Source organism: Tabrizicola flagellatus (genome assembly GCF_046295235.1).
Classification (GTDB): Bacteria; Pseudomonadota; Alphaproteobacteria; order Rhodobacterales; family Rhodobacteraceae; genus Tabrizicola; species Tabrizicola flagellata_A.
Window position 1 is genome coordinate 12,911 of record NZ_JBKBLV010000039.1, and the last position, 22,884, is coordinate 35,794.

A 22,884-nucleotide genomic window follows, 5' to 3' on the forward strand; every position below is an offset into this window, starting at 1 on the left:
CCCGACCGATGACCAGCGGACCGGGCTGTCAAATCCCGAGGTGCGGAATCTCGATGGCCGGGCAGCGGTTCATCACCACCCGCAGGCCGGCATTGCGGGCGCGCGAGGCCGCGGCCTCGTCGACCACTCCGATCTGCATCCAGACCACCCTGGCGCCGATGCGCACCGCCTCGTCCGCCACCGCACCGGCTTCCTCGCTGCGGCGGAAGATGTCGACCATGTCGATGGGCGCGACCGAAGCCGCCTCGGCCAGCGTGGCCACCACCGTTTCGCCCAGTGCCTGCTGCCCCGCCTGTCCGGGGTTCACCGGGATCACGCGATAGCCCTTGTGTTTCAGGAACTCGGCCACCCGGTGACTGGGGCGGTCGGGCTTGGGCGACCAGCCCACGAGGGCGATGGTCTTGACCGAAGTCAGGATGTCACGGATGTCGGCATCGCTGGGCATGGCACCTCCGGCAGGAAAAAGGCGCCCGAGGGAACCTCAGGCGCCAAGTCGCGGAACGAGGGACAGTGAAGAGAAGTACGGGGTTCCGGTCCCGTGCCTCTTCAATGTCATTTAGAAAGCTGAATGCGACCTTGAAGACCTGTCGCAAAGACGTGAACGGGGAAGAAGTCATGGCCGTGTCGCGGCGTACAGCGACACTGCTGCCGCGTTGGACACGTTGAGGCTGCCGAAGGCCCCGGCAAAGGGGATCCGCGCCAGCACGTCGCAGGTCTCGCGCGTCTTTTCCCGAAGGCCCGGGCCTTCGGCGCCCAGCACCAGCCCGATCGGCCGCCCGCCCACATCCGCCACCGCATCGGCCAGGGTGACCGGCGCCTGGCCGTCCAGACCGATCAGCGTGAAGCCCATGTCCTTCAAGGCCTCCATGGCCTCGGCGAGATTGGTGACCTTCAGATAGGGCTGCCGCTCCAGCGCGCCGCTTGCCGTCTTGGCCAGCGCCCCGGTTTCCGGCGCCGAGTGATGCTTCGGAGCGATGACGGCGCGGGCCCCGAAGACCTCGGCCGAGCGCAGGATGGCCCCCACGTTGTGCGGGTCGGTTACTCGGTCCAGCAGGATGACCAGCGGCAGGCCCTCGCCGGCCGCGCAGACATCTGTGAACTTGCCCCAGTTCAGCGGGCGCACCTCGACCGCCGCGCCCTGATGGACCGAGCCCTCGTCGATCGGCACGTTGAACCGGCGCGGTTCCACCACCTCCGGCACCATGCCCGAGGCCGCAACCGCCGCCTCCAGCTTGTCCAGCGCGTTTTTCGTGACCACCAGCCGCAGCTTCTCGCGCCGGGGGTTCATCAGCGCGTCGCGCACCGCGTGCAGGCCGAACAGCCACACGGTTTCCCGCGCTTCGCGCCGCTCGCCGCGCTCCTTCTCCACCACCCAGGCCGGTTTCTTGCCGCCAGCCGCCATCTGCGCATCCCTCGAAAACCAGCCCGGACCATTGCGCGGCCCCGGCCTCCGATGCAAGCCGAAATCTTGCCCCTTCACCCTTGACGCCCCCCGCCCCCTTGAGTAGACGGACCACCGGCGGGCGACGAGCTGCAAGGTGCGGCAGGGGACTGTAACTCCCCCGGGGCGACCCATGCCTGGTTCGATTCCAGGGTCGCCCACCATTCTTCTACACATGTTCCGCATACACCCGCCCCGGCCGTATGCTCTTGCGCAGCCCGGTGCGGGATGCGACACCCGAGGTGCATCCTTCGGCCCCGCCATGTCCGCCTCCATCCGCTTTACCCATGCCATCACCCGCCGACCGGCGGCCTCGATCATCCGGGGCCTGCGCGCTGTCGATACCGGCAGCCCGGACCTGACGCGGATGCTGGACCACCACGCCGCCTATGTCGCCGCCCTGCGCGAGACGGGCGCGACCGTCGTGGAGCTTCCGCCGCTTGACGCCTTCCCCGACAGCGTGTTCGTCGAGGACACTGCGCTCTGCCTGCCGGAAGGCGCCGTCGTCATGCGCCCCGCAGCGCCCTCGCGCCTGGGCGAGGCCGCCGAGATGGCGCCGAATCTCGCCGCGCTTTATCGCGAGGTTATGGCGATCACCGGCCCCGAGAGTTTCATCGAGGGCGGCGACATCCTGGTGACCGAGCGCGAGATTCTCGTCGGCCGCTCGGCCCGCACCAATGCCGCCGGCATCGCCGAACTCGCCCGCCTTGTCGCCCCCTGGGGCCATAAGGTGCGCGAGGTCCACACGCCGCCGGGCATCCTGCACGTCAAGACCGACTGCTCGCTTCTCGACGCAGAGACGATCCTGTCCACGACGCGGCTTTCGGCCTCGGGCTGTTTCGCCGGTTACCGGATCATCGACGTGCCCGAGGGCGAGGAGGCTGCCGCCAACACCATCCGCTTCAACGACCTGGTGCTGATGCCGGCGGGCTTCCCCCGGACCCGAGATCTCCTGGATGCGGCGGGCTACCAGGTCCGCGAGATCGGCAATTCGGAATGCGCAAAGCTGGACGGCGGCATGTCCTGCCTCTCCCTGCGCTTCACGCCCGCATGAGCTTCAACATCCTCGCCATCGCGCAGGCTGGGCGGCTGGAACACGAGGCAATCCTGCTGGCGGCCTCGCTGCGTCTGTCCGACCCGGACTTTTCGGGCACGCTCTACATCGCCGAGCCGCAACCGGGGCCGAAATGGGCCGAGGATCCGCGGATGTCGGACCGGACGCGCCGCGTGCTGACCGGGCTTGGCGCCGTGATCCTGCCCTTCGAGACGCGCGTCTTCGGCTCCGACTACGCGCACGGCAACAAGATCGAGGCCCTGGCCGCCCTGCCGGACGCGCCCTTCCTGTTCCTCGACACCGACACGCTGGTGACCGGGCCGGTCAGTGCGATCCCGTTCGATTTTGCCAGGCCCTCCGCCTCGATGCGGCGCGAGAACACCTGGCCGAAGGTGGAACTTTACGGCCCTACGCCGACCCGGACCTGGAAATCCCTGTACGACCGCTTCGGGCTGGAGTTCGAGACCAGCCTCGACCGCAGCTGGCCCGAGGACTACTGGCAGCGCTTCCTCTACTTCAACGCGGGCTGGTTCTTCCACGAAAGCCCCCGCGCCTTCGGCAACCGCTTCCTCGCCTGGGCGCGCGAGATCCGCGATGCTCCACCCGAAGAGCTGGTCTGTCAGGAACTTTACCCCTGGCTCGACCAGATCGCCCTGCCGCTGGTGATCCATTCCTTCGGCGGCGGGCGGCCAGGGCCGGAGCTGGCGGCGCTCGACGGCACAGCCACCTGCCATTACCGCACCCTGCCGCTGCTCTACGCGCGCGAGGCGGACCGGGCGGTCGAGGTGCTGGAGGCGATCGCCGCCGATTCCGCCCTGCGCCCGGTGCTGCGGCACTGGGGGGCGTTCAAGCGGATGGTGATCCAGGGCGAGGGGGCAAAGGCGCGGGCGCTGTTCGACCGGGCCGACCTGCCCCGGCGCGAGCAGATGATCCGCAACCGGCTCAAGCGTGAGGGGCTCTGGATCCGTTGACCCCACGGAGTCGCGGTCGGGACGCCCCGACGAGAAGCCGCAGGCGTACGAGGAGGGAACGCGCTGCCGTCAGGCGCGCAGCGTGTCGGCCAGCGGCTTGAACAGCGCGTCGTTCGCGGCGATCAGCGCGCCATCCAGCGGATCGGTCCCCTCGCGCAGACCTTCGACCAGACCGCCGGCCTCCTTGACCAGAAGCACGCCCGCCGCCACGTCCCAGGCGGACAGCTCGCGCTCCCAGTAGCCGTCGAAGCGGCCGGCGGCGACATAGGCGAGGTCCAGCGCCGCCGCCCCCCAGCGCCGCACCCCGGCGCAGGCGGGCATCAGCCGGCCCAGATCCTTCAGCATCGCGGGCAGCGTCGATTTTGCCCCGAAGGGCACGCCGGTCGCGAACACCGCCTCGTGCATCGCGCGGCGGCCCGAGACCCGCAGGCGGCGGTTGTCGTTCAGCCAGCAGCCCGCGCCCTTCTCGGCCCAGAACATCTCGTCCTTGGCCGGGTCATAGACCACCGCCGAGACGATCTCGCCCTTGTGCTCCAGCGCGATCGACACCGCCCAGTGCGGCATCCCGTGCAGGAAGTTCGTCGTCCCGTCCAGCGGATCGACGATCCAGCGCCGGGTCGGGTCGGCCCCGGCAGTGCCGCCGGTCTCCTCGCCAAGCCAGCCATAGGTTGGCCGCCCGCCAAGGAGTTCCTCCTTGATCAGCCGCTCCGCCTCGCGGTCAGCTTTCGACACGAAATCGCCCGGCCCCTTGGTCGAGACCTGGAGGTTCTCGACCTCGCGGAAATCCTTGACCAGGCTGCGCCCCGCCTTGCGTGCCGCCTTGATCATCAGGTTGAGGTTGGCCGAGCCCTGCATCATCCGCTCCCGCAGCTTTTCAAGCCCGGCGCTATAGCGGGTCGGGGGCGGGAAAGAAAGGGGGCGGCCCGCCTAAGCTTGCTACTGGACGATCACCACCCGCATGTTCTCCATCCCTTCGGCCTTGACCATGTTGAACAGGATCTTGGCGTTGTCGGGATGCAGCCGCACGCAGCCGCGGCTGGCCGGGGCGCCCAGCTTCTTGATCTGGTCGGTGCCGTGGATCGCGTAGTGCCCGTCGTAGAAGATCGCAAAGGGCATCGGCGCGTTGTTGTAGCGGCGCGAGCGGTGGTTCTTCGACAGGAATTCGGGCGCGAAGGTACCGGTCGGAGTGATCTTGCCGGGTTTCGCGGTCGAGACCGGCCAGGTGTAAAGCAGCCGGCCCTCGTGATAGACCTTCATGGTCTGCGAGGAAATCGAGACCCGGGCCAGAACCCGTTCCGCAAGGGCATGGCCCGGCATGAGGGCCAGTATCACGGCAAGCGCGGCAAAATGGCGGCGCATGGAAACCTCCGAATATATCGACCAATCACGGGCAGCATTCCCGCTCCTGCACATTAGTCAATGAAAAACCGGCAAAAATCCGGTCCGGATTCCCGGGATTGTGGCGGGTTTGGGTCAACCGGCGTCCTGGATCGCTGTTTCAAGCGCGCCGATCTCGGGGCCCCGAAGCTCGCGCAGAAGCTTGCGGCGGATCGCGGCGGGGTAGTCGGTCTGCCGCGGCGCGCTTTCGACGAAGGCGCCGGGGCCGCGGATAACCTGGCTCCGGTAGTAGTCCAGAAGGCCCGCCTCGTGCTCGCCCACTGCCAGACCGTTGACGGTGATGCCGGTGAAATCCTCGCGCTCGTAAGTCCGCGCGACCGAGATGCCCTCGTTGTTCTGCCCGTCCCCGGCCACGTCGATGACCCGCCTTTCGCATTCGGGCGCGCTCTCCATCAGCGCACGGCCATAGCGCAGCGCGTCGCCCAGCGCGGTCGCCAGCCGCGCCTCGGGGCGTGGGGTGCGGCGCAGGGTCCAGATCACCCCGTCCAGCGCCTCGGGGCTGTCGAGCATGACCCAGTCCTGCACCAGGTCCTGCGCACCGTTTCCCGACCAGTGGTAGATGGCCAGCGCGACGCGGCCTTCGGGACCGAGGATCGCACGGCGCACTTCGGGATCGGACAGTGCCCCGGCCAGCCCCTCGGTCTGGATGACATAGTCCTGCGCGTCGATCGAGCGCGAGACATCGACCGCTAGGGCCAGCGCAAGCCGGCACTCGGCGCGAGCGGGCGCGGCAAGGCAGAGGGCAAGAACCGCAAGGCGAAGCATCGGGGCCTCCGCCGGCGATCCTAGGCCAGGACGGGCGATACGCCTAGGGGATCAGCGCCGGCGGCGGATCAGCGGAACGTTCGACCGTGAGGCCTCGAAATGGGTCTCGGGATGCGGGGGATGGCCTTCCGTCCTTTGCCAGTAGCCCTGCCCCCCGCGCCGCAGCCAGGCCGGCAGGGTCAGCACCAGCCCCGCGACGAAGCCGCCGACATGCGCCCAGTAGGCCACGCCACCGACATCCGAAGGGGTCGAGACGCCGGAAAAGATCTGGATCGCCAGCCACAGGCCCAGCACGACCCAGGCCGGGATCGCGAAGATGCGGAAGAAGATGATGAAGATGAACAGCACATCGACCTTCGCCCGCGGGAACATCAGAAGATAGCCACCCATCACACCGGCAATCGCCCCCGAGGCCCCGACCATCGGGATCGGCGATGCGGGATCGGGCAGTGCCTGCGCCAGCCCCGCCGCGACGCCGCAGGCGAGGTAGAAGACCAGAAAGCCGACGTGGCCCATCTCTTCTTCCAGGTTGTCGCCGTAGATCCAGAGGAACAGCATGTTGCCGCCCAGATGCAGGAAACCACCGTGCAGGAACATCGAGGTGAACAGCGTTTCCAGGCCCGCGCCCGAGGTGAAGCGCGCCGGGACAAGGCCCCAGGTCATGAAGAACCGTTGCAGGTCCCAGTCATCCATCGAGACGTAGCCGAGGAAAACCAGCACGTTGATCACGATCAGCGCGAAGGTGACATAAGGGGTCTTCCCCGAGGGATTGTGATCGCGGATCGGAAACATGGGCGCAGCCTTTCCGATCCGCGAAGGTGCGTCAAGCGTCGGCCACGGCAGCCAGAAGCTGGGCGTTGCCGCCCGAGGCCGTGGTGTCGATGCACAGATGCCGCTCCAGATGCGTATGGCCCGCGTCGGGGGTGCCGATCAGCGGCAGGATCGGGCCCGGTCGCGCGGCAAGCGCCCGGGCATAGGCCCGGCCCGCCTCGGCCTCGCCCCACCACAGCGCGCCGGAGAAATCCTTCAGGGATGTCAGAGCCTCGGGGGCGAGCCCGGGTGCCTCGACGGCATGGCCGCCAAGCTTGCGCACCGCCTCGGCCTGCGCCAGCGCGGCGGCCCGGCCCGGCCCCAGACAGACCAGCGGCGCCCGGGGGGTCAGCGTCAACCGGTTCGACTCGCCCGTGGGACCCGGCATGTCCTCGGTGATCGGGGCAAGCACGGGCCAGGGGGCGGCCAGCGCCTTGCCGACCACGCCGGCCGAGGTAGTCGCATCGTCCGGTGTCGCCGCAGGTGTCTGGGCCCTGGTGAACCGCGTCAGGTAGTGAGGCCCGCCTGCCTTGGGTCCGGTGCCGGACAGCCCCTCGCCGCCGAAAGGCTGACTGCCCACCACCGCCCCGATCTGGTTGCGGTTGACATAGGTGTTGCCGACCCTGATGCCGTCCACGATGTGCTGCACCCGGTCGTCGATGCGGGAGTGCAGTCCGAAGGTCAGTCCATAGCCCATGGCGTTGATGGACGCGATCACCCGGTCGATCTCGGACGCCTTGAAGTTGGCGATGTGCAGGACCGGGCCGAAGATTTCGCGCGGCATGTCCTCGATGCCGGTCACAGACAGGACGGCGGGGGCGATGAAGGTCCCCTGCCCCGGTGCCTTCAACTCCTTCAGGACCCGCCCCTCGGCGCGGGCGGCATCGACATAGGCGCGGATGCCGGCCTGGGCCTCGGCATCGATCACCGGGCCGATGTCGGTGGCAAGGTGCCAGGGATCGCCAAGGCTCAGGTCCTCCATCGCGCCGAAGAGCATTTCGGTGACGGTCTCGGCCACGTCCTCCTGCACATAGAGGCAGCGGAGCGCGCTGCACCGCTGGCCCGCCGACTGGAAGGACGACGCGATGATGTCGCGCACCGCCTGTTCCGGCAGCGCGGTCGAATCCACCAGCATCGCGTTCAGGCCGCCGGTTTCCGCGATCAGCGGCGCGGTCGGGTCAAGGTGGTCGGCCATCGACCGCCGGATCGCCTGCGCCGTCTCGGTCGAGCCAGTGAAGGCCACGCCGTTCACCCGCGGGTCGCGGGTGATGGCCGCACCGATGGCGCCGTCCCCGGGAAGGAGCTGCAAGGCGGTCGCGGGCACCCCGGCAGCCAGCAGGTGATCGACGGCGATTCCGGCGATCAGCGGGGTCTGTTCGGCAGGCTTGGCCAGGACAGCGTTCCCCGCCGCCAGCGCCGCTCCGATCTGGCCGCAGAAGATCGCCAGCGGAAAGTTCCAGGGGCTGATACAGGCGAACACACCCCGCGCGGGATGCGGCTGGGCGGTCTGGGTCGCATAATACCGCAGGAAATCCACCGCCTCGCGCAGTTCGGCGACGGCATCGGACAGGGTCTTTCCGGCCTCGCGCGCGAGGACCGCGAAGATGCGGCCGAAATCGGCCTCCATCCGGTCGGCCGCACGGTTCAGCACCGTCGCCCGCTCGGGCGCAGCGGCGGCCCAGGGCTCGGCCAGGCGCAGTGCGGTGTCCACATCCGGCAGGCCCGCCGTCGTCACATGGCCGACCAGAGCGCCTGTCGCCGGGTTGAGGACCGCCAGTTGCGGCCCGCCCACGACCCGGCCCGCGAGGCGCGGGGCGGCAGTGAGGCGATCTTCGGCATGGGGGGCGCGGGCGGCCTCGATCGTGGCCAGATCGGCGGCATCGGTCAGATCCCAGCCGCGGCTGTTCTTCCGATCACCGAAAAGCTGCGGCCCGGTCTTCAGCGCCGGATTCGGGATCACGGCCAGGCCCTCGACCGCCGTCAGCGGACAGGCGGCGACGGTTTCCGGGGGCACGTCCTCATCGACGATCTGGTTGACGAAGCTGGAATTCGCGCCGTTCTCCAAGAGGCGGCGGACCAGATAGGCCAGAAGGTCGCGATGCGCCCCCACCGGCGCATAGATCCGGCAGCGCGTTCCCCGGTCGGTCAGCACGATGTCGTGCAGGCGTTCTCCCATCCCGTGCAGGCGCTGGAATTCATAGTCGAGCGGCGTCAGGCCCTGCTGGTCCGCGATGTGCAGGATGGCGGCAACGGTATGGGCGTTGTGGGTGGCGAACTGGGGATAGATGCGGTCGGTCAGGGACAGGAGCTTCCGGGCATTGGCGATGTAGCTGACATCCGTCGCCTGCTTGCGGGTGAAGACCGGGAAGCTTTCCAGCCCCATGACCTGCGCCCGCTTCACCTCGGCGTCCCAATAGGCGCCCTTGACGAGGCGGACCATGATCCTGCGGTCAAGCCTGGTGGCCAGCGCATGCAGCCAGTCGATCACCGCGCCTGCCCGGCGGCCATAGGCCTGCACCACCACGCCGAACCCGTCCCAGCCCTTCAGAGCAGGGTCGGAGAGCGTGGCCTCGATCACCTCCAGCGACAGGGCCAGCCGGTCGGCCTCTTCGGCGTCGATGTTGAAGCCGAGGCCCGCCGCCTTGGCCAGCGTCGCGAGCGCCCGGACACGGGGCACCAGCTCCTCCATAACGCGGTCATGCTTGGCGACCTCATAGCGCGGATGGAGTGCCGAGAGCTTGACCGAGATGCCCGGGTTTGTGCGGATGTCGTTGCCCTTTGCGGCCCGCGCGATGGCGGTGATGGCGCGCGAATAGGCCAGGTGATAGCGCCGCGCATCGGCCTCGGTCCGCGCGGCCTCGCCCAACATGTCGTAGCTGTAGGTGTAGCCTCTGGCCTCCAGCTCCTCGGCCCGGTCCATCGCCTTGTCGATCGTCTCGCCCAGGACGAAGTTCCGCCCCATCTCCTTCATCGCGCGGGAGACGGCGGTGCGGATCACCGGCTCGCCCAGCCGCCGCACGGCACCCCGCAGCGCGCCCGCGATGCCGCCCTCGCGGTCGTCCAGCACCTTGCCGGTCAGCATCAGGGCCCAGGTCGAGGCGTTGACGAGGCTGGACGCCGATTTCCCCAGGTGCCGCCCCCAGTCCGAGGGCGCGATCTTGTCCTCGATCAGCGCGTCCATCGTCTCGGCATCCGGCACCCGCAGAAGCGCCTCGGCCAGGCACATCAGCGCGATGCCCTCGTCGGTGGACAACCCGTATTCGGCGAGGAAGACCTCCATCAGCCCGGGCCGCGCACTGGCCCGGATCCGCTTTACCAGGTCCGCCCCCTGCGCCACGATGGCGGCCCGGGCCGGCGCATCCAGCGCGGCCTCGGCCACCAGGCGCTGCACCAGCGCGGTCTCGTCGGTCAGCGTGCCGGTGGTGATGACGGACCAGGCGGCGGGGGCGGTGATGGTATTCATGGCGGGCACCTTTCTTTCCGCCCAGCATAACGCGAAATTCGCGGGCTGTTTTCCTGAAGATTGTGCTATATGCAGCCGAACATGGGCTGAAACCGAGAAAACAGCATGCCAAATGACCGCGCCGATCTGGACCGTTTCGACCTTGCGATCCTGCGGGTCCTCCAGACCGAGGGGCGCATCGCCGCCGTCGAACTCGCCCGCCGGATCGGCCTGTCGAAATCGCCCACCCAGGCGCGTATGAAGCGGCTGGAGGAGATCGGGATCATCACCGGCTACCGCGCGATCCTGGACCCGATCAGGATGGGCCAGGCGCATGTGGCCTTTGTCGAGGTGCGCCTGTCGGACACGCGCGAGGCGGCACTGACCGCCTTCAACAAGGCCGTCCTGACGGTGCCCGAGGTGGAACAGTGTCACATGATGGCCTCGAGCTTCGACTACCTGCTCAAGGTCCGCACCGCCGATATCCAGAGCTATCGCCGCGTCCTGGGCGAGGTGATCTCGGCCTTGCCCCATGTCGCCTCGACCTCGACCTACGTCGCGATGGAGGCGGTGAAGGAAGTGTTCTGACGGGCTTGCCCGACTCGGCTCCCGCACGCAGTCTGGCCGCGAAGGAGACCCCGATGAGCCTTGACCGCGCCGAGATCGAAGCCGCCACCCGACCGCTGAACCGCGCGCGGTCGATGCCGGCGGGGTTCTACACCGACCCGGCGATCTTTGCGGCGGAACGCGAGCGGGTGTTCCTCAAGCACTGGTTCTTCCTCTGCCGCGCCGAAGAACTGCCGAACCCCGGCGACTACCGCGCCTTCGACAGCCCCGGCGGGCCCATCGTGCTGATCCGGGGCAATGACGGGCTGCTGCGCTGCTTCGCCAACTACTGCCGCCACCGCGGCTCGATCCTCCTTGAAGGGTCGGGCAATGTCGGCGGCCGGATCACCTGCCCCTACCACGCCTGGAGCTATCTGAACGACGGCCGCCTCTACGGCTGCCCGGACATGAAGGACGCCGAGGGCTTCGACAAGGTGGAAAACGGGCTGGTGGCGCTCGACCTCGGCCATTGGGAGGGATTCGTCTTCGCCCGGTTCACCCGCGAGGGGCCAAGCCTGCGCGAACACCTGGGCGACTTCCCCGACCGGATGGCCTCGCACAAGCTGGGGTCCATGCGCTGCACCTGGCGGGTGACGCTGGACGTGGCCGCGAACTGGAAGCTGATCCTGGAAAACGCGGTCGAGACCTATCACACCGGCATCGTCCACCGCGACACCGTGGGGGCGCAGCAATCGCGGTCCCCGGCGACGAAAGGCAACTGGATTGCCATTCAGGTCATCTCGGGCCGGTCCATCGCCACCTTGGGCACCGACCAGCCGCCCTTCCCGCCCATCGACGGACTGGACGACGACGCGCGGATGGGGACCTATTTCACCGTCGTCTTCCCCACCGTCCAGTTCGCCGTGGCGCAGGATTGCCTGTGGTGGCTGAACACGATCCCGGTCTCTGAGTCCCGCACGCTGCTGGAAGTCGGCGGCTGCTTCCCCGAGGACCGGCTGGCCTTGCCGGACTTCCAGGCCCGGGCCGAACCCTATTACGACCGCTGGGAACGGGTCGCGAAGGAAGACGTGGGCATCCTGGAAAAGCAGCAGCGCGCGCTGGGATCGGCGCTTTACCGGCCGGGGCCGCTGTCGTGGCGCGACGACATGGTGCAGGCGATGGGGCTTTGGGTGGTGGACCGTCTGGGCCTCTGACCGGACGGCTCGTCGTGCGCCTTCGGCTTCTCCTCGCGAGGCGACGCTCCGACGAGGAGACGCAATCGAACGAGGAGGCTATCCCTGCGGCGTCATCGCCTTGCGCTGCCGCGCCCGTTCGAGGCCGAGCTTCCGTTCGCGCCAGATGATGAGGATGCCCGCCGTCACGATCAGCGCCGCTCCGCCCAGCATCGGCCAGGTCGGCACCTCGCTGAACACGAAATAGCCGATCCCCAGCGCGAAGATCATCGAGGCATAGTCGAAGGGCGCCACCAGCGAGGCATCGGCCTCGCGGTAGCTGGAGGTCAGCAGGATCTGCCCCAACCCGCCCAGAAGCCCCGCGCCGATGAGGATCGCGGTCTCGCCGACCGTGGGCCAGACCCAGCCGAAGGGCAGCGTGACCAGCGACAGCACCGCCGCCGTGACCGAAAACCAGAAGACGATGGCCGAGGTCTGCTCGGTCATCACCAGCTTGCGCACGAAGACCTGCGCCAGCGCCGCGAAGACCGCGCCCCCCAGCACCAGCAGCGCGCCCAGCGCCTCGGCCACCCCCGCCGCACCAGGGTCGATGGACAGCCGCGGCGCCAGCACGATCAGCACGCCGATCATCCCCAGGATCACCGCCGAGATGCGGAAGGCCCGCACCTCCTCGCCCAGGAACATCGCGGCGAAGACCACCGTCAGCAGCGGCGCGGCATAGCCGATCGCCGTGACCTCGGGTAGCGGCAGGTAGCCCAGGCCCGCGAAGCCGAGGCCCATCGCCATCGTCCCCACCACCCCGCGCCAGACATGGCCCAGGGGCTGCACCGTCTTGAGCCCCGTCGTCAGTTCCTTCCGCCAGGCTAGCCAGGCCACGATGACCGGAATCGCGAAGAACGACCGGAAGAACACGGCCTGCCCCGCCGGGACATGGCTTGCGGTGGACTTGATGAGCGAGGCCATGACGATGAACACCATGACCGAGGCGAGTTTCAGCGTAATGCCGCGGAGGGGGCGCATGGAAGGGTCCGGCAGGGTAACGGCATCTTTACGCCGCAGTCGGATTCAGGTTCCCTGATCCGAAAGGAGAATGCCATGCCGAAAGCGCCGCTTGCCGACAGAATTGATCAGGGCCGGGGTCTGGTGCCCGCCGAGCTGGTGCTGAAGGGGGGCCGGGTGTTCGACCTCATCACCGGCGATCTGGTGGAAACCGACGTGGCGATCTGCGGCGACACCATCGTCGGCGTGTTCGGGACCTACCGCGGCAGGCGCGAGATCGACGTCTCGGGGCGCGTGTTGGTGCCCGGTTTTATCGACACACACCTGCACGTCGAATCCTCCCTCGTCACCCCGCATGAGTTCGACCGCTGCGTGACCCCGCGCGGCGTGACCACGGCGATCTGCGACCCGCACGAGATCGCGAATGTCTGCGGGATCAACGGGATCCGCTACTTCCTTGAGTCCGCGTCGCAACTGGTGATGGACCTGCGGGTGCAGTTGTCGTCCTGCGTGCCATCGACCCATATGGAGACGACCGGGGCGCGGCTGGTCGCGGCGGACCTCGTGCCGTTCAAGGACCACCCGAAGGTGATCGGGTTGGCCGAGTTCATGAACTATCCCGGCGTATTGATGAAGGACCCGGAGTGCCTGGAGAAGCTGGAGGCGTTCCAGGGCCGGCACATCGACGGCCATGCGCCCCTCCTGCGCGGCAATGACCTGAACGGCTACATCGCGGCCGGCATCCGCACCGAACACGAGGCGACCAGCCATGACGAGGGGCTGGAGAAACTGCGCAAGGGGATGCGGGTGCTGATCCGCGAGGGGTCGGTGTCGAAGGACCTGCACGCGCTGGCGGGCCTTCTGACCGAACGCTTCTCGCCCTACCTTGCCTTCTGCACCGACGACCGCAATCCGCTCGACATCGGCGAGCATGGCCATCTGGACTACATGATCCGGACGGCCATCGCGCTGGGGGCGCCGCCCCTGGCGGTCTACCGGGCGGCGAGCCTGTCGGCGGCCGAGGCCTTCGGGCTGAAGGACCGCGGGCTGATCGCGCCGGGCAAGCGCGCCGATATCGCGGTGATCGACAGCGTGGAGGGGTGCCACGCGAGCCTCGTGCTGGCTGGGGGCGTGGTGGCCGACGACGCCGCCTTCGCCGCCCGGGGAACGACCGAGCCGGTGTCGCGGAACTCGGTCACGTCGGCGCGGATCGAGGCTTCCCACTTCCGCACCGGCGGCAACCGGGTCGAGACGCCGGTGATCGGCATCCTGCCGGGCAAGATCATCACCGAACACCTGAGTTTCGACATCGCGCCGCAGGACGGGGACAAGCGGCCCGACCCTGCCCGCGACCTGGTGAAGATCGCGGTGATCGAGCGGCACGGGGTCAACGGCAACCGGGCGACGGGCTTCGTCAAGGGCTTCGGGCTGCATAGGGGGGCGATCGGATCCACCGTCTGCCACGACCACCACAACATCGCCGTAGTGGGCGCCGACTATGCCGACATGGCGCTGGCCGCGAACCGGCTGGTCGAGATCGAGGGCGGTTTCGTCGTCGTGGAGGGTGGCCGGGTGCTGGCCGAGCTGCCCCTGCCCGTCGCGGGGCTGATGAGCTTGAAAGGCTTCGAGGCGGTACGGGAGGATCTCGTCGCACTCCGCGCCGCGGCGCGGTCGCTGGGGGTCACTCTGGAAGAGCCCTTCCTGCAACTGGCCTTCCTCGCCCTGCCGGTCATCCCGCACCTCAAGATCACCGATCACGGCATGGTCGATGTGGACCGCTTCGAGGTGATCCCGTGAAAGGTGTCCACGGTGGACATTTCCAGATTGTCTTTCGATTCCAGTATATTGCTCGCGGACATAAAGATTCCGGAAAGTATGTTCCATCCAGCCTGCGGCCGGTCGGCGCCTCGGGTTACAGCCAGCGCAGATCGGCCAGCACCGGGAGGTGATCCGAAGGCTGATGCCCCTCGGCGCGGCCGGGCGGCAGGGGGTGCAGTTCCAGATCAGGCGAATGCACGATCCGGTCGAGCGGCAGGAAGGGCCGGCGCGAGGGATAGGTGGGCGCGGTCGGCAGGATCACGAAGGGCGTGGCGATCCGCCCCAGCCCCACACGGCGCGAGCGTTCGTTGAAATCGCCCAGGATCACCGTGGGCCGCGCCGCATGCCGGCCGAGCGCGGCCTTGATCGCATCGAGCTGCCGCCGCCGCGCCGCCCGCAACAGGCCGAGATGCACCGCCACCACCCGCAGAGGCGCGGGCGTGTCCAGATCGGCGATCACCGCGCCGCGCGGTTCCAGCCCCGGCAGGTCGAGATGTTCGAGCGCCGACAACCGGATCCCCGGCCGGGCCAACAGGGCATTGCCGTGCCAGCCGAGGCTGACCGCATTGCGCCCGATGGGCAGGGGTTCCAGCCCCGTCACGTCGGCGATCCGGTCGCGCGGCAGGGCCGAGGGCCGGTCGCCCAGACGGTGATCGGCCTCTTGCAGCGCCACGATGTCGGCCTGAAGGGCGGCGATGCCCGCGAGGACCCGGTCGGCATCGCGGCGCAGATCGGTGCCCAGGGCCTTGCGGATGTTCCACGAGGCAAGACGCAGGACGGGCTTTGAATCGGCAGTCATGACGCCAATATAGGCATCACACCAACCGAGCGGGAGAAATGCCGAACACATCGACCCTGGTCCTTTCGGCGATCCGGCTGATCCTGGCGCTGGAGGCGGCAGTCGCCCTGCTGCGCGGGGTCTGGCCGGCGGCCTTCGTCACCCTGGCCGCACTGGGGCTGACGGTCCTGCCCGGGCTTCTGGCCAGCCGCATCGGCCTGCGCCTGCCGCCGAGTTTCCTGGCCGCCATCGCCGCCTTCGTGCTGGCGACACTGTATCTGGGCGAGGTCTACGATTTCTACAACCGCTTCTGGTGGTGGGATCTGGCGCTGCATTTCGGCTCGGCCATGGGGTTCGGCATCCTGGGCTTCCTGCTGATCTTCATGCTGTTCGAGGGCGACCGCTATGCCGCCCCGCCCTGGGCGATCGGGGCGCTGTCCTTCTGCCTTGCGATCACGGTGGGCACGCTGTGGGAGCTGTTCGAATATGCGATGGACACGTTGTTCGGCTTCAACATGATGAAGTCGGGCCTGCCTGACACGATGGGCGACATCATCGTCAACACGCTGGGCGCGGCCTTGGCGGCGGTGGCGGGGGTGATCTATCTGCTGGACCGGGCCGGCCGGCTGGGCGCGCCCTTCGATCTGTTCATCCAGACCAACCGGGCGCGGTTCCGCAAGCTGTTCGCACGCAAGCCCGGCGGCTAGGCGGCGCGGCCGCCGGGGTCACGAAGGGTCTTCCGTCGGCGGCCCGAAACGTTCCAGCATCCGCGCCTTGATCTGGTCGCGTGCCTGGCGGTAGGCGGCCAGTTTCGCCTCGCGCGTCTCGCCCAGCCCCGTGGGGTCGAGGATCGGCCAGTATTCGATTTCCAAATGATGAAACCGCGTCAGTTCCAGCGCCATGCGCTGGCTGGCGGGGCTGAGCGCGATGATGAGGTCGAACTGCGACAGGTCGTCGCCCCAGTCCTGCATTTCCTCGAAGCTGCGCGAGCGGTGGCGGCTGAGTTCGATCCCCAGTTCCTTGCAGACCGCGACGGAAAAGCCGTCGATCTCCATGTCGTTCTTGACGCCGGCAGACTGCACATAGGCGCGCTGGCCGTAGAGCTTCTTCATCAGCCCTTCCGCCATGGGCGAGCGGACGGCGTTGTGGTCGCAGCAGAAGAGGACGGATTGGGGGAAGTCGCCCAAGGTCTCAGCCCCAGTGCAGGACGCAGATCAGGGTGAAGAGGCGCCGCGCGGTGTCGGTGTCGACCTCGGCCTTGCCCTCCAGCCGCTCGCGCAGGATCGCGGCACCCTCGTTGTGGATGCCGCGCCGCGCCATGTCGATGGCCTCGATCTGGCTGGGCGGCAGGCGCTTGACCGCGTCGAAGTAGGACTCGCAGATCTGGAAATAGTCCTTCACCACCTGGCGGAAGGGGCCGAGCGAGAGGTGGAACTCGGCCGCCTTCTCGCCGGCTTCGGTGGCGATGTCGAACACCAGCCGTCCCTCGCGGATCGCCAGGAGGACGCGGTAGGGGCCTTCGGGCATCTCGCGGTCGGGGCGGCGGGCGGGGGTGAAGGAGTTTTCCTCCAAAAGGTCGTAGATCGCCACGCGGCGTTCCTGTTCGATCTCGGGCGTCGGGCGCGCGAGGCCCTTTTCGTCGATCTCGATCTGGCAGATGCGGTTGGTCATGGGCGGTTCCTTGCGACCGGACCGTGATGCCCCAGCCCGTCAGGCGGATCAAGCGCGAAGGTGGCGGGGCGTCAGCCGTTCAGACGGTCGAGCCGCGCCCGCACCGACAGCCCATGCGCCTGCAGGCTTTCGCTGGTCGCCAGCCGTTCCGCCGCCGGGCCGATGGCCTTGAGCGCCGCGGGCGTCATCTTCGCCAGCGTGGTGCGTTTCATGAAGTCCAGCACCGAGAGGCCCGAGGAGAAGCGGGCCGAGCGGGCGGTGGGCAGGACGTGATTTGGCCCGCCGATGTAGTCGCCGATGGCCTCGGGCGTGTAGGCGCCGAGGAAGATCGCGCCGGCGTGGGTGATGTCGCGGACCAGCGCCTCGGGGTCGGCGACGCAGAGTTCCAGATGTTCGGGAGCGACGCGGTTCGACAGCGCCGCGGCCTCGGCCAGGTCGCGGGTGACGATCACCGCGCCATGCCGTGCCCAGGATGCCCCGGCGATGGCGCGGCGTTCGAGGGTTTCCAGGCGCCGCGCGACGGCCTCGGCCACGCACCGCCCGAACGCAGCGCTGTCGGTCACCAGGATCGACTGCGCGCTTTCGTCGTGTTCGGCCTGGGACAGAAGGTCGAGTGCGATCCAGTCGGGATCGTTGTCCCGGTCGGCGATGACCAGGATCTCGGAAGGGCCGGCGATCATGTCGATGCCGACGCGGCCGAACACCCGGCGCTTGGCGGCGGCGACGAAGGCATTGCCGGGGCCGGTGATCTTGTCCACCGGGGCGATGGTCTCGGTCCCGTAGGCCAGCGCCGCGATCGCCTGCGCCCCGCCGATCCGGTAAACTTGGTCAACTCCTGCGATCTGCGCGGCCAGCAGAACCAGCGGGTTCACGCGGCCGTCGGGCGTCGGACAGGCGATGACCAGACGCTCGACGCCCACGACCTTGGCGGGGATGGCGTTCATCAGGACCGAGGACGGATAGGAGGCCAGCCCGCCCGGCACATAGAGGCCGGCGGCCGAGACCGGCGTCCAGCGCCAGCCCAGGGTGGCGCCCGCGCTGTCGGTCCAGCTTTCGTCCAGCGGCTTCTGGCGCGCGTGGTAGGCGCGGATGCGTTCGGCGGCCAGTTCGAGGGCGGCCCGGTCCTCGGGGCTGACCCGGGCGATTTCGGCATCGATCTCGGCCCCGGAGAAGGCAAGGGAGCCCGGCGTCAGCGTCAGGCGATCGAAGCGGGCGGTCAGGTCGATCACCGCCCGATCGCCCCGGTTGCGGACATCGGCGATGATCGCGGCGACGGCCTGGTCCACATCCTCGGCCTCTTCGCGCTTCTGCCCGAGAAGGCTCTGGAAGGCGGTCTCGAAGTCCGGGTCGGTGGTGTCGAGGAAGACGGGCATCGGGGCCTCCGGCTGGTCGCGGGTCAGATAGCGCGGGTGGGCCGGGGGCTCAAGCCGGGAAACCGCGGGCCGATTTCCGTCCGGAAATCGGTCCGGAGTTTTCAGGAAAACTCCGGTCGCGCCGATCAGTCGTGGCGCGGAACCTTGCCCGATGGCGCGCGGTAGGGCCGCGTCACGTCGTCGAGCCGCACCTCCAGCGCCTCCACGTCCAGCGCGATGGCCCCGTCGCCGGCAAGCACGATGGAAACGCGCCCCGTTCCGTCCTCGCCCGGCTCGAACGACATGGACAAAACGGACAACACAAGATCCTTGTCAGCCCGATCAAAGCCCATGCTTTGCACTTTTCGCACATCCTCGACCACAAGAAGCGAACGCACCCGTTCATAGGCACGGCCGAGCCGCTCGGCCTCCTCGCGGTCTTCCCAGCGGAAGCGGTTCAGCAGAACGGCAAAGCGCCGGCGCCGTGCGTCATAGCTGATCTCGGTCACCGGCAGGACGGCGTCCTGGACCAGGGCCGAGACGACCTTCAAGTCGTCGGCATCCTGCGCCACCAGCCGCAGCGGGGCCTCGCCGCCATCCTCGAACCGGGCGTCGGTCATGCCTGGATACGCTCGATATGCGCCCCGCAGGCGCGGAGTTTCTCTTCCACCCGCTCATACCCCCGATCCAGGTGGTAGACGCGGCTGACGACCGTCTCCCCCTCGGCGGCAAGCCCCGCGAGGATCAGCGACACGCTGGCCCGCAGGTCCGTGGCCATCACCGGCGCCCCCCGCAGCCTTTCGACGCCGGTGACCGTGGCCGTCCCGCCCTGCACGTTGATCCTTGCCCCCATGCGCATCAGCTCGGGGGCGTGCATGAAGCGGTTCTCGAAGATCCTCTCCTCCAGCACCGACACACCGTCCGCGGTGCAGAGAAGCGCCATCATCTGCGCCTGAAGATCGGTCGGGAAGCCGGGGAACGGCTCGGTCGTGACGTTCACCGCCTTCACCCGCCCGTTCTTGCGGGAAACCTTCAGGCCCCGGTTGGTCTGGGTGACCGACACACCCGCCGCGTCCAGCTTTTCGGCGAAACTTTCCACCAGGTCCAGCGTGCCGCCGATACATTCCACCTCGCCGCCACAGATCGCCGGGACCAGCATGTAGGTCCCCAGCTCGATCCGGTCCGTCACCACCTGATGCGTCGCTCCGCCCAGCCGGTCGGTGCCCTCGATGGTGATGGTGGACGTCCCCTCGCCCTCGATCTTCGCGCTCATCTTCCTCAGGCAGCGGGCCAGATCGACGATCTCGGGCTCGCGCGCGGCGTTCTTCAGGACCGTGGTTCCCCTGGCCAGCGTGGCCGCCATAAGCGCGTTTTCCGTGGCGCCGACCGAGACGAAGGGGAACTCCACCACCGCGCCCTTCAGCCGTCCGCCGGGGGCCTTGGCATGGACATAGCCGTCGCGCAGGTCGAGGTCCGCCCCCATCGCCTCCAGCGCCTTGAGGTGCAGGTCCACCGGCCGCGCGCCGATGGCGCAGCCGCCTGGCAGCGAGACGGTCGCCGCACCGTAACGCGCCAGCATCGGGCCAAGAACGAGGATAGAGGCGCGCATCTTGCGCACGATGTCGTAGTCGGCCTTGAGGTTGGTGATCGAATGCGAAGACAGGGCCAGCACCAGGCCGTCCTGCAGGCTGGCGACTTCCGCGCCGAGCGACTGGAGGAGTTGCGTCATGGTGCGGATGTCGGACAGCCGCGGCGCGTTGGTCAGCGTCAGGGGTTCGTCCGACAACAGCGTTGCCGGCATCAGGGTGAGGCAGGCATTCTTCGCCCCCGCGATCGGGATCACCCCGGACAGAGCCCCATTGCCGCGCACCAGAATCGAATCCATCTGCCCTAGTCCCTTTCGGTATCGTCGGCCGCGTCTTCGGCGGTCCGAGCCCTTGCCTGTGCCTTCCGCCGCGCCATGTTCGCCTTCAGCGCCGCCTTGAGCCGGTCATCCCGGCTGGCGGGGCGCTCGGGTTTCCGGGATTTTTCGCCCGGCGAGAGGTCCGAGGGGCTGCGCATGGGGATGGCTTCTACCCCAAGGTCGCGGGTGGGTCCAGAGGAGGCCGGGAAACCGCAGCAAACCCCCTTGCGCCGCCCCCGGTTTGCGTCTATCTCCCCGCCCACCAACGGCGCTGCAGTAGCTCAGTGGTAGAGCACTCCCTTGGTAAGGGAGAGGTCGAGAGTTCAATCCTCTCTTGCAGCACCATCCATTCGCTTCAAGGCGACGGGTCATGTGCGATCGACGATCTGGGTCGATTGTGGGCGTGATTTGATGCAGGGATGCCATCGCCAAGGGCAGGTCCGGCATCGCCCCGCCTTGGCAGCAGGTCATACTAGGCGGGTGGAGGCACCACTGCCTCCCAAGCCTCTCCCATTGCCAGGATGCAGGCCATCCCGTCGGGATAGCTCTGCACCAGCGTCCAGTCGCCCGACGGGCGGGTCCAGACCTCCAGCACCGTCTCGGTGTCGCGCAGACCCGAGCCGGAAACCGACGCACCGGACAGTTTCCGAACCAGTTCCGCGCGCTGGACGCAGACCACTTCGGCAATCGGGCTTTCCGCCAGGGCCGGCGTCGCGCAGCAAAGAAGGAGGGTGAGTCGCATCCGCATGCATGGAATCGTAACACAAGCATGACAGTTGCGAAGCGATTTTCCGAATGGCCGTTCAGCTATCCTCGACGAATGGCCAGACCGGAAAGCGGAGCCCGGCATCGAGAACGATGCGGCTCAGCCGCTGCGCTTCGGCCGGCATCGGCCCGGAGGACAGGGCCAGGACGTCGTTGCGCACCCCTCCGGCCTCGAATTCGGCGAGACCCGCATCCAGTCGGGCCCGCTTGCGTTCGGGAAACTGCGAGTTCGCGTGGCCGCGCGCGCGCTTTTCGGCGAATTCCTCCAGCGACTTGATCGCATAGTGGTGAAGCGCCGCAACCGTCACCTCGGGTACGACACTGGACGTGAGGTCGTCGAAGGCCACATCGCCCCCCGATGGCGTCACATAACGCCCCTCGGCCAGGGCGACCCGGTGGATGCCGGTTCCCGATAGCGATGCACGCCGTCCGATCGCCTTGACCGTGCGGTTCAGCGGGGCGTCGGCCGCAAGCGCCTCGGTGAACCGCTCGGTTACGGGCTTGCGGCGATAGGCCGATGCACCGCCGCTGCCGAAGACGATCCAGTTCACCGCCACGGCGGAGGCATCGCGCGGCAACCCGGCCAGGAAACCGGCCAGGCTGGCATCCCGGTGCAGGACCAGGAATTCGTCGGCATCGAAGAAGGCAAGCCAGTCAGCATCGGAATGTCGGCGCGCATGTTCATAGGCCCGCCGCTGCGGCCGCGCGCCGACGGAATTCGGCCAGTCGAGATGGACGAGTTCCCCTGCCTCGTCCAGCATGCGCAGGAGATCGGTGGTGCCGTCCGTGCTGGCATTGTCGTAGATGATCAGCTCGGCCACCCCAAGAACCTTGTAATGCGCCAGCCATTCGATCAGGCCCCGGATCTCGTTCCGGACGATGGCACACAGGGCGATACGGGGTGCGGTCATGCCTTATCTACCCATCCGGTCCGGTCTGCGGCAAGTCGGGCGTGAGTCCGAGCCGCCACAGTGCCGGCCCCATATTCTGGGCCGCGATTATATGCCTTCCCCAGATGCAAGGCCCGCCCCTATAGTCAGTGTGGGGAACCGGGGAAAACACCGGGCCTAGAGGCAGGACCAACACCAAAGCAAGGAGGGAGCCGATGCGCTGCCCGTTCTGCGGCAACATCGACACGCAAGTGAAGGACTCGCGTCCGGCCGAGGATCACGTCTCGATCCGCCGCCGCCGGTTCTGTCCGGCTTGTGGCGGCCGCTTCACCACCTACGAGCGCGTCCAGCTGCGCGATCTTGTCGTCATCAAGTCCAGCGGCAAGCGCGAGGATTTCGACCGGTCGAAACTGGAACGCTCGATCCGCATCGCGATGCAGAAGCGGCCGATCGACCCCGAACGCATCGACCAGATGATCAGCGGCATCGTGCGGCGGCTGGAGTCCCTGGGCGACACCGACATCTCGTCCAAGGTCATCGGCGAGATCGTGATGGAAAGCCTCGCGCGGATCGACACGGTCGCCTATGTGCGATTTGCAAGCGTCTACAAGAACTTCCAGACGGCCGACGATTTCGACGGCTTCGTCAGCGAGCTTCGGCCCGGAGCCGCCGGGGAAGAGTGAGCGATCCCTCCCAAGACCGGGCCCACATGGCCCATGCCCTGCGCCTGGCGGCGCGGGGCCTTGGCAATGTCTGGCCGAACCCGGCGGTGGGCTGCGTGCTGGTCCGGGACGGGATGGTCGTCGGGCGCGGCTGGACCCAGCCGGGCGGGCGGCCGCATGCCGAGGTGCGGGCGCTGGCACAGGCCGGGCCTCTGGCCAGGGGCGCCACGGCCTTCGTCACGCTGGAGCCCTGCGCCCATCACGGCAAGACCCCTCCTTGCGCCGAGGCGCTGATCACCGCCGGAGTGGCACGGGTGGTGACGGCCCTGACCGACCCCGATCCGCGCGTCTCGGGCAAGGGCCATGCGATGCTGCGCACGGCCGGGATCGCGGTCACGGAAGGCGTGCTGTCAGACCAGGCCGCCC

At 68.2% G+C, this 22,884-nt stretch carries 25 protein-coding genes and 2 tRNA genes; 10 read left to right on the forward strand and 17 right to left on the reverse strand.

The genetic code is table 11. From position 1 onward, the window contains the following. Positions 1-28 precede the first annotated feature (28 nt). Together ACK4IU_RS15270 and rlmB are read right to left on the reverse strand one after the other, a co-directional pair. Positions 29-445, reverse strand: coding sequence for a CoA-binding protein (locus ACK4IU_RS15270; protein ID WP_409736726.1), 417 nt, complete (start codon positions 443-445; stop codon positions 29-31). 168 nt (positions 446-613) lie between these two features. Beyond that, positions 614-1,402 carry a 23S rRNA (guanosine(2251)-2'-O)-methyltransferase RlmB gene (rlmB, locus tag ACK4IU_RS15275; RefSeq protein WP_409736728.1) on the reverse strand — a complete coding sequence of 263 codons (789 nt, stop codon included), beginning with the start codon at positions 1,400-1,402 and terminating at the stop codon, positions 614-616. 119 nt (positions 1,403-1,521) lie between these two features. Between rlmB and ACK4IU_RS15280 the strand changes: the two genes are divergently transcribed. From ACK4IU_RS15280 to ACK4IU_RS15290, 3 genes are all read left to right on the forward strand, one after another. Continuing rightward, positions 1,522-1,605, forward strand: a tRNA-Tyr gene (locus tag ACK4IU_RS15280). Positions 1,606-1,703: 98 nt separating this feature from the next. Next, entirely contained in the window at positions 1,704-2,495 is a 792-nt protein-coding gene (locus tag ACK4IU_RS15285; RefSeq protein WP_409736730.1) for a dimethylarginine dimethylaminohydrolase family protein, read from the forward strand. Further along, positions 2,492-3,466 (forward strand): hypothetical protein, encoded by a 975-nt coding sequence (locus ACK4IU_RS15290; protein ID WP_409736732.1) that lies wholly within the window; start codon positions 2,492-2,494, stop codon positions 3,464-3,466. The genes ACK4IU_RS15285 and ACK4IU_RS15290 overlap by 4 nt, the downstream gene beginning before the upstream one ends. Positions 3,467-3,535: 69 nt before the next feature. Here the strand turns inward: ACK4IU_RS15290 and ACK4IU_RS15295 are convergent, their stop codons facing one another. The 5 genes from ACK4IU_RS15295 to putA form a co-directional block, all read right to left on the reverse strand. Next, complete coding sequence (locus ACK4IU_RS15295) at positions 3,536-4,321, reverse strand: inositol monophosphatase family protein (protein WP_409736734.1); 786 nt, start codon at positions 4,319-4,321, stop codon at positions 3,536-3,538. Positions 4,322-4,402: 81 nt separating this feature from the next. Further along, positions 4,403-4,825, reverse strand: a complete 423-nt coding sequence (locus tag ACK4IU_RS15300) for a L,D-transpeptidase (protein ID WP_149588084.1) — start codon at positions 4,823-4,825, stop codon at positions 4,403-4,405. Positions 4,826-4,939: 114 nt separating this feature from the next. Further along, complete coding sequence (locus tag ACK4IU_RS15305) at positions 4,940-5,629, reverse strand: DUF1194 domain-containing protein (protein ID WP_409736736.1); 690 nt, start codon at positions 5,627-5,629, stop codon at positions 4,940-4,942. A gap of 51 nt (positions 5,630-5,680) precedes the next feature. Continuing rightward, the gene (locus ACK4IU_RS15310; RefSeq protein WP_409736738.1) at positions 5,681-6,421 is read right to left on the reverse strand and encodes a rhomboid family intramembrane serine protease; all 741 of its coding nucleotides are present in this window, start codon (positions 6,419-6,421) and stop codon (positions 5,681-5,683) included. A 31-nt stretch (positions 6,422-6,452) separates the two neighbouring features. After that, on the reverse strand, positions 6,453-9,902 hold the full coding sequence (gene putA, locus ACK4IU_RS15315) for a bifunctional proline dehydrogenase/L-glutamate gamma-semialdehyde dehydrogenase PutA (RefSeq protein ID WP_409736740.1): 3,450 nt from the start codon (positions 9,900-9,902) through the stop codon (positions 6,453-6,455). A gap of 105 nt (positions 9,903-10,007) precedes the next feature. Here putA and ACK4IU_RS15320 point away from each other — a divergent pair, with 105 nt between their 5' ends. Together ACK4IU_RS15320 and ACK4IU_RS15325 are read left to right on the forward strand one after the other, a co-directional pair. Continuing rightward, positions 10,008-10,469, forward strand: coding sequence for an Lrp/AsnC family transcriptional regulator (locus ACK4IU_RS15320; RefSeq protein ID WP_149588088.1), 462 nt, complete (start codon positions 10,008-10,010; stop codon positions 10,467-10,469). A 53-nt stretch (positions 10,470-10,522) separates the two neighbouring features. Beyond that, the gene (locus ACK4IU_RS15325; protein WP_409736743.1) at positions 10,523-11,641 is read left to right on the forward strand and encodes an aromatic ring-hydroxylating oxygenase subunit alpha; all 1,119 of its coding nucleotides are present in this window, start codon (positions 10,523-10,525) and stop codon (positions 11,639-11,641) included. A 78-nt stretch (positions 11,642-11,719) separates the two neighbouring features. Here the strand turns inward: ACK4IU_RS15325 and ACK4IU_RS15330 are convergent, their stop codons facing one another. Further along, the gene (locus tag ACK4IU_RS15330; RefSeq protein ID WP_409736745.1) at positions 11,720-12,640 is read right to left on the reverse strand and encodes a DMT family transporter; all 921 of its coding nucleotides are present in this window, start codon (positions 12,638-12,640) and stop codon (positions 11,720-11,722) included. A 75-nt stretch (positions 12,641-12,715) separates the two neighbouring features. Between ACK4IU_RS15330 and ade the strand changes: the two genes are divergently transcribed. Continuing rightward, complete coding sequence (gene ade / locus ACK4IU_RS15335; RefSeq protein WP_409736747.1) at positions 12,716-14,416, forward strand: adenine deaminase; 1,701 nt, start codon at positions 12,716-12,718, stop codon at positions 14,414-14,416. 115 nt (positions 14,417-14,531) lie between these two features. On the opposite strand, the gene ACK4IU_RS15340 is transcribed toward ade, so the two are convergent. Next, on the reverse strand, positions 14,532-15,236 hold the full coding sequence (locus ACK4IU_RS15340) for an endonuclease/exonuclease/phosphatase family protein (RefSeq protein ID WP_409736749.1): 705 nt from the start codon (positions 15,234-15,236) through the stop codon (positions 14,532-14,534). A 38-nt stretch (positions 15,237-15,274) separates the two neighbouring features. Here ACK4IU_RS15340 and ACK4IU_RS15345 point away from each other — a divergent pair, with 38 nt between their 5' ends. Beyond that, positions 15,275-15,922, forward strand: a complete 648-nt coding sequence (locus ACK4IU_RS15345; protein WP_409736751.1) for a hypothetical protein — start codon at positions 15,275-15,277, stop codon at positions 15,920-15,922. An 18-nt stretch (positions 15,923-15,940) separates the two neighbouring features. Here the strand turns inward: ACK4IU_RS15345 and ACK4IU_RS15350 are convergent, their stop codons facing one another. The 6 genes from ACK4IU_RS15350 to ACK4IU_RS15375 form a co-directional block, all read right to left on the reverse strand. Continuing rightward, positions 15,941-16,402 (reverse strand): low molecular weight phosphatase family protein, encoded by a 462-nt coding sequence (locus ACK4IU_RS15350; protein ID WP_268815766.1) that lies wholly within the window; start codon positions 16,400-16,402, stop codon positions 15,941-15,943. 4 nt (positions 16,403-16,406) lie between these two features. Beyond that, a complete protein-coding gene (locus ACK4IU_RS15355) occupies positions 16,407-16,886 on the reverse strand; it encodes a UPF0262 family protein (RefSeq protein WP_149588094.1) in 480 nt (159 codons plus the stop codon). A 71-nt stretch (positions 16,887-16,957) separates the two neighbouring features. Continuing rightward, positions 16,958-18,259, reverse strand: a complete 1,302-nt coding sequence (gene hisD, locus ACK4IU_RS15360; protein WP_409736754.1) for a histidinol dehydrogenase — start codon at positions 18,257-18,259, stop codon at positions 16,958-16,960. 125 nt (positions 18,260-18,384) lie between these two features. Next, on the reverse strand, positions 18,385-18,858 hold the full coding sequence (locus ACK4IU_RS15365) for a DUF2948 family protein (protein WP_149588096.1): 474 nt from the start codon (positions 18,856-18,858) through the stop codon (positions 18,385-18,387). Continuing rightward, a complete protein-coding gene (murA, locus tag ACK4IU_RS15370; RefSeq protein WP_409736756.1) occupies positions 18,855-20,123 on the reverse strand; it encodes a UDP-N-acetylglucosamine 1-carboxyvinyltransferase in 1,269 nt (422 codons plus the stop codon). The genes ACK4IU_RS15365 and murA overlap by 4 nt, the downstream gene beginning before the upstream one ends. A gap of 5 nt (positions 20,124-20,128) precedes the next feature. Beyond that, positions 20,129-20,299 carry a hypothetical protein gene (locus ACK4IU_RS15375; RefSeq protein ID WP_409736758.1) on the reverse strand — a complete coding sequence of 57 codons (171 nt, stop codon included), beginning with the start codon at positions 20,297-20,299 and terminating at the stop codon, positions 20,129-20,131. 112 nt (positions 20,300-20,411) lie between these two features. On the opposite strand from ACK4IU_RS15375, the gene ACK4IU_RS15380 reads away from it, so the two are divergent. Continuing rightward, positions 20,412-20,486, forward strand: a tRNA-Thr gene (locus tag ACK4IU_RS15380). Positions 20,487-20,613: 127 nt separating this feature from the next. On the opposite strand, the gene ACK4IU_RS15385 is transcribed toward ACK4IU_RS15380, so the two are convergent. Both ACK4IU_RS15385 and ACK4IU_RS15390 read right to left on the reverse strand, forming a co-directional pair. Beyond that, positions 20,614-20,883 (reverse strand): hypothetical protein, encoded by a 270-nt coding sequence (locus tag ACK4IU_RS15385; protein ID WP_409736760.1) that lies wholly within the window; start codon positions 20,881-20,883, stop codon positions 20,614-20,616. A 61-nt stretch (positions 20,884-20,944) separates the two neighbouring features. Next, a complete protein-coding gene (locus tag ACK4IU_RS15390; protein ID WP_409736762.1) occupies positions 20,945-21,817 on the reverse strand; it encodes a glycosyltransferase family 2 protein in 873 nt (290 codons plus the stop codon). 194 nt (positions 21,818-22,011) lie between these two features. On the opposite strand from ACK4IU_RS15390, the gene nrdR reads away from it, so the two are divergent. Further along, complete coding sequence (gene nrdR, locus ACK4IU_RS15395; RefSeq protein WP_128514091.1) at positions 22,012-22,479, forward strand: transcriptional regulator NrdR; 468 nt, start codon at positions 22,012-22,014, stop codon at positions 22,477-22,479. A gap of 26 nt (positions 22,480-22,505) precedes the next feature. Next, positions 22,506-22,884 (forward strand): bifunctional diaminohydroxyphosphoribosylaminopyrimidine deaminase/5-amino-6-(5-phosphoribosylamino)uracil reductase RibD (gene ribD / locus ACK4IU_RS15400; protein ID WP_409736764.1); only part of this gene is annotated, 379 nt, incomplete at its 3' end.

Excerpts from the sequence above, each read along its gene's own strand:
- ACK4IU_RS15270 (WP_409736726.1), bottom strand. The coding sequence starts at position 445 with ATGCCCAGCGATGCCGACATCCGTGACATCCTGACTTCGGTCAAGACC.
- rlmB (WP_409736728.1), bottom strand. The coding sequence starts at position 1,402 with ATGGCGGCTGGCGGCAAGAAACCGGCCTGGGTGGTGGAGAAGGAGCGC.
- ACK4IU_RS15285 (WP_409736730.1), top strand. The coding sequence starts at position 1,704 with ATGTCCGCCTCCATCCGCTTTACCCATGCCATCACCCGCCGACCGGCG.
- ACK4IU_RS15290 (WP_409736732.1), top strand. The coding sequence starts at position 2,492 with ATGAGCTTCAACATCCTCGCCATCGCGCAGGCTGGGCGGCTGGAACAC.
- ACK4IU_RS15295 (WP_409736734.1), bottom strand. The coding sequence starts at position 4,321 with ATGCAGGGCTCGGCCAACCTCAACCTGATGATCAAGGCGGCACGCAAG.
- ACK4IU_RS15300 (WP_149588084.1), bottom strand. The coding sequence starts at position 4,825 with ATGCGCCGCCATTTTGCCGCGCTTGCCGTGATACTGGCCCTCATGCCG.
- ACK4IU_RS15305 (WP_409736736.1), bottom strand. The coding sequence starts at position 5,629 with ATGCTTCGCCTTGCGGTTCTTGCCCTCTGCCTTGCCGCGCCCGCTCGC.
- ACK4IU_RS15310 (WP_409736738.1), bottom strand. The coding sequence starts at position 6,421 with ATGTTTCCGATCCGCGATCACAATCCCTCGGGGAAGACCCCTTATGTC.
- putA (WP_409736740.1), bottom strand. The coding sequence starts at position 9,902 with ATGAATACCATCACCGCCCCCGCCGCCTGGTCCGTCATCACCACCGGC.
- ACK4IU_RS15320 (WP_149588088.1), top strand. The coding sequence starts at position 10,008 with ATGCCAAATGACCGCGCCGATCTGGACCGTTTCGACCTTGCGATCCTG.
- ACK4IU_RS15325 (WP_409736743.1), top strand. The coding sequence starts at position 10,523 with ATGAGCCTTGACCGCGCCGAGATCGAAGCCGCCACCCGACCGCTGAAC.
- ACK4IU_RS15330 (WP_409736745.1), bottom strand. The coding sequence starts at position 12,640 with ATGCGCCCCCTCCGCGGCATTACGCTGAAACTCGCCTCGGTCATGGTG.
- ade (WP_409736747.1), top strand. The coding sequence starts at position 12,716 with ATGCCGAAAGCGCCGCTTGCCGACAGAATTGATCAGGGCCGGGGTCTG.
- ACK4IU_RS15340 (WP_409736749.1), bottom strand. The coding sequence starts at position 15,236 with ATGACTGCCGATTCAAAGCCCGTCCTGCGTCTTGCCTCGTGGAACATC.
- ACK4IU_RS15345 (WP_409736751.1), top strand. The coding sequence starts at position 15,275 with ATGCCGAACACATCGACCCTGGTCCTTTCGGCGATCCGGCTGATCCTG.
- ACK4IU_RS15355 (WP_149588094.1), bottom strand. The coding sequence starts at position 16,886 with ATGACCAACCGCATCTGCCAGATCGAGATCGACGAAAAGGGCCTCGCG.
- hisD (WP_409736754.1), bottom strand. The coding sequence starts at position 18,259 with ATGCCCGTCTTCCTCGACACCACCGACCCGGACTTCGAGACCGCCTTC.
- ACK4IU_RS15365 (WP_149588096.1), bottom strand. The coding sequence starts at position 18,858 with ATGACCGACGCCCGGTTCGAGGATGGCGGCGAGGCCCCGCTGCGGCTG.
- murA (WP_409736756.1), bottom strand. The coding sequence starts at position 20,123 with ATGGATTCGATTCTGGTGCGCGGCAATGGGGCTCTGTCCGGGGTGATC.
- ACK4IU_RS15375 (WP_409736758.1), bottom strand. The coding sequence starts at position 20,299 with ATGCGCAGCCCCTCGGACCTCTCGCCGGGCGAAAAATCCCGGAAACCC.
- ACK4IU_RS15385 (WP_409736760.1), bottom strand. The coding sequence starts at position 20,883 with ATGCGACTCACCCTCCTTCTTTGCTGCGCGACGCCGGCCCTGGCGGAA.
- ACK4IU_RS15390 (WP_409736762.1), bottom strand. The coding sequence starts at position 21,817 with ATGACCGCACCCCGTATCGCCCTGTGTGCCATCGTCCGGAACGAGATC.
- nrdR (WP_128514091.1), top strand. The coding sequence starts at position 22,012 with ATGCGCTGCCCGTTCTGCGGCAACATCGACACGCAAGTGAAGGACTCG.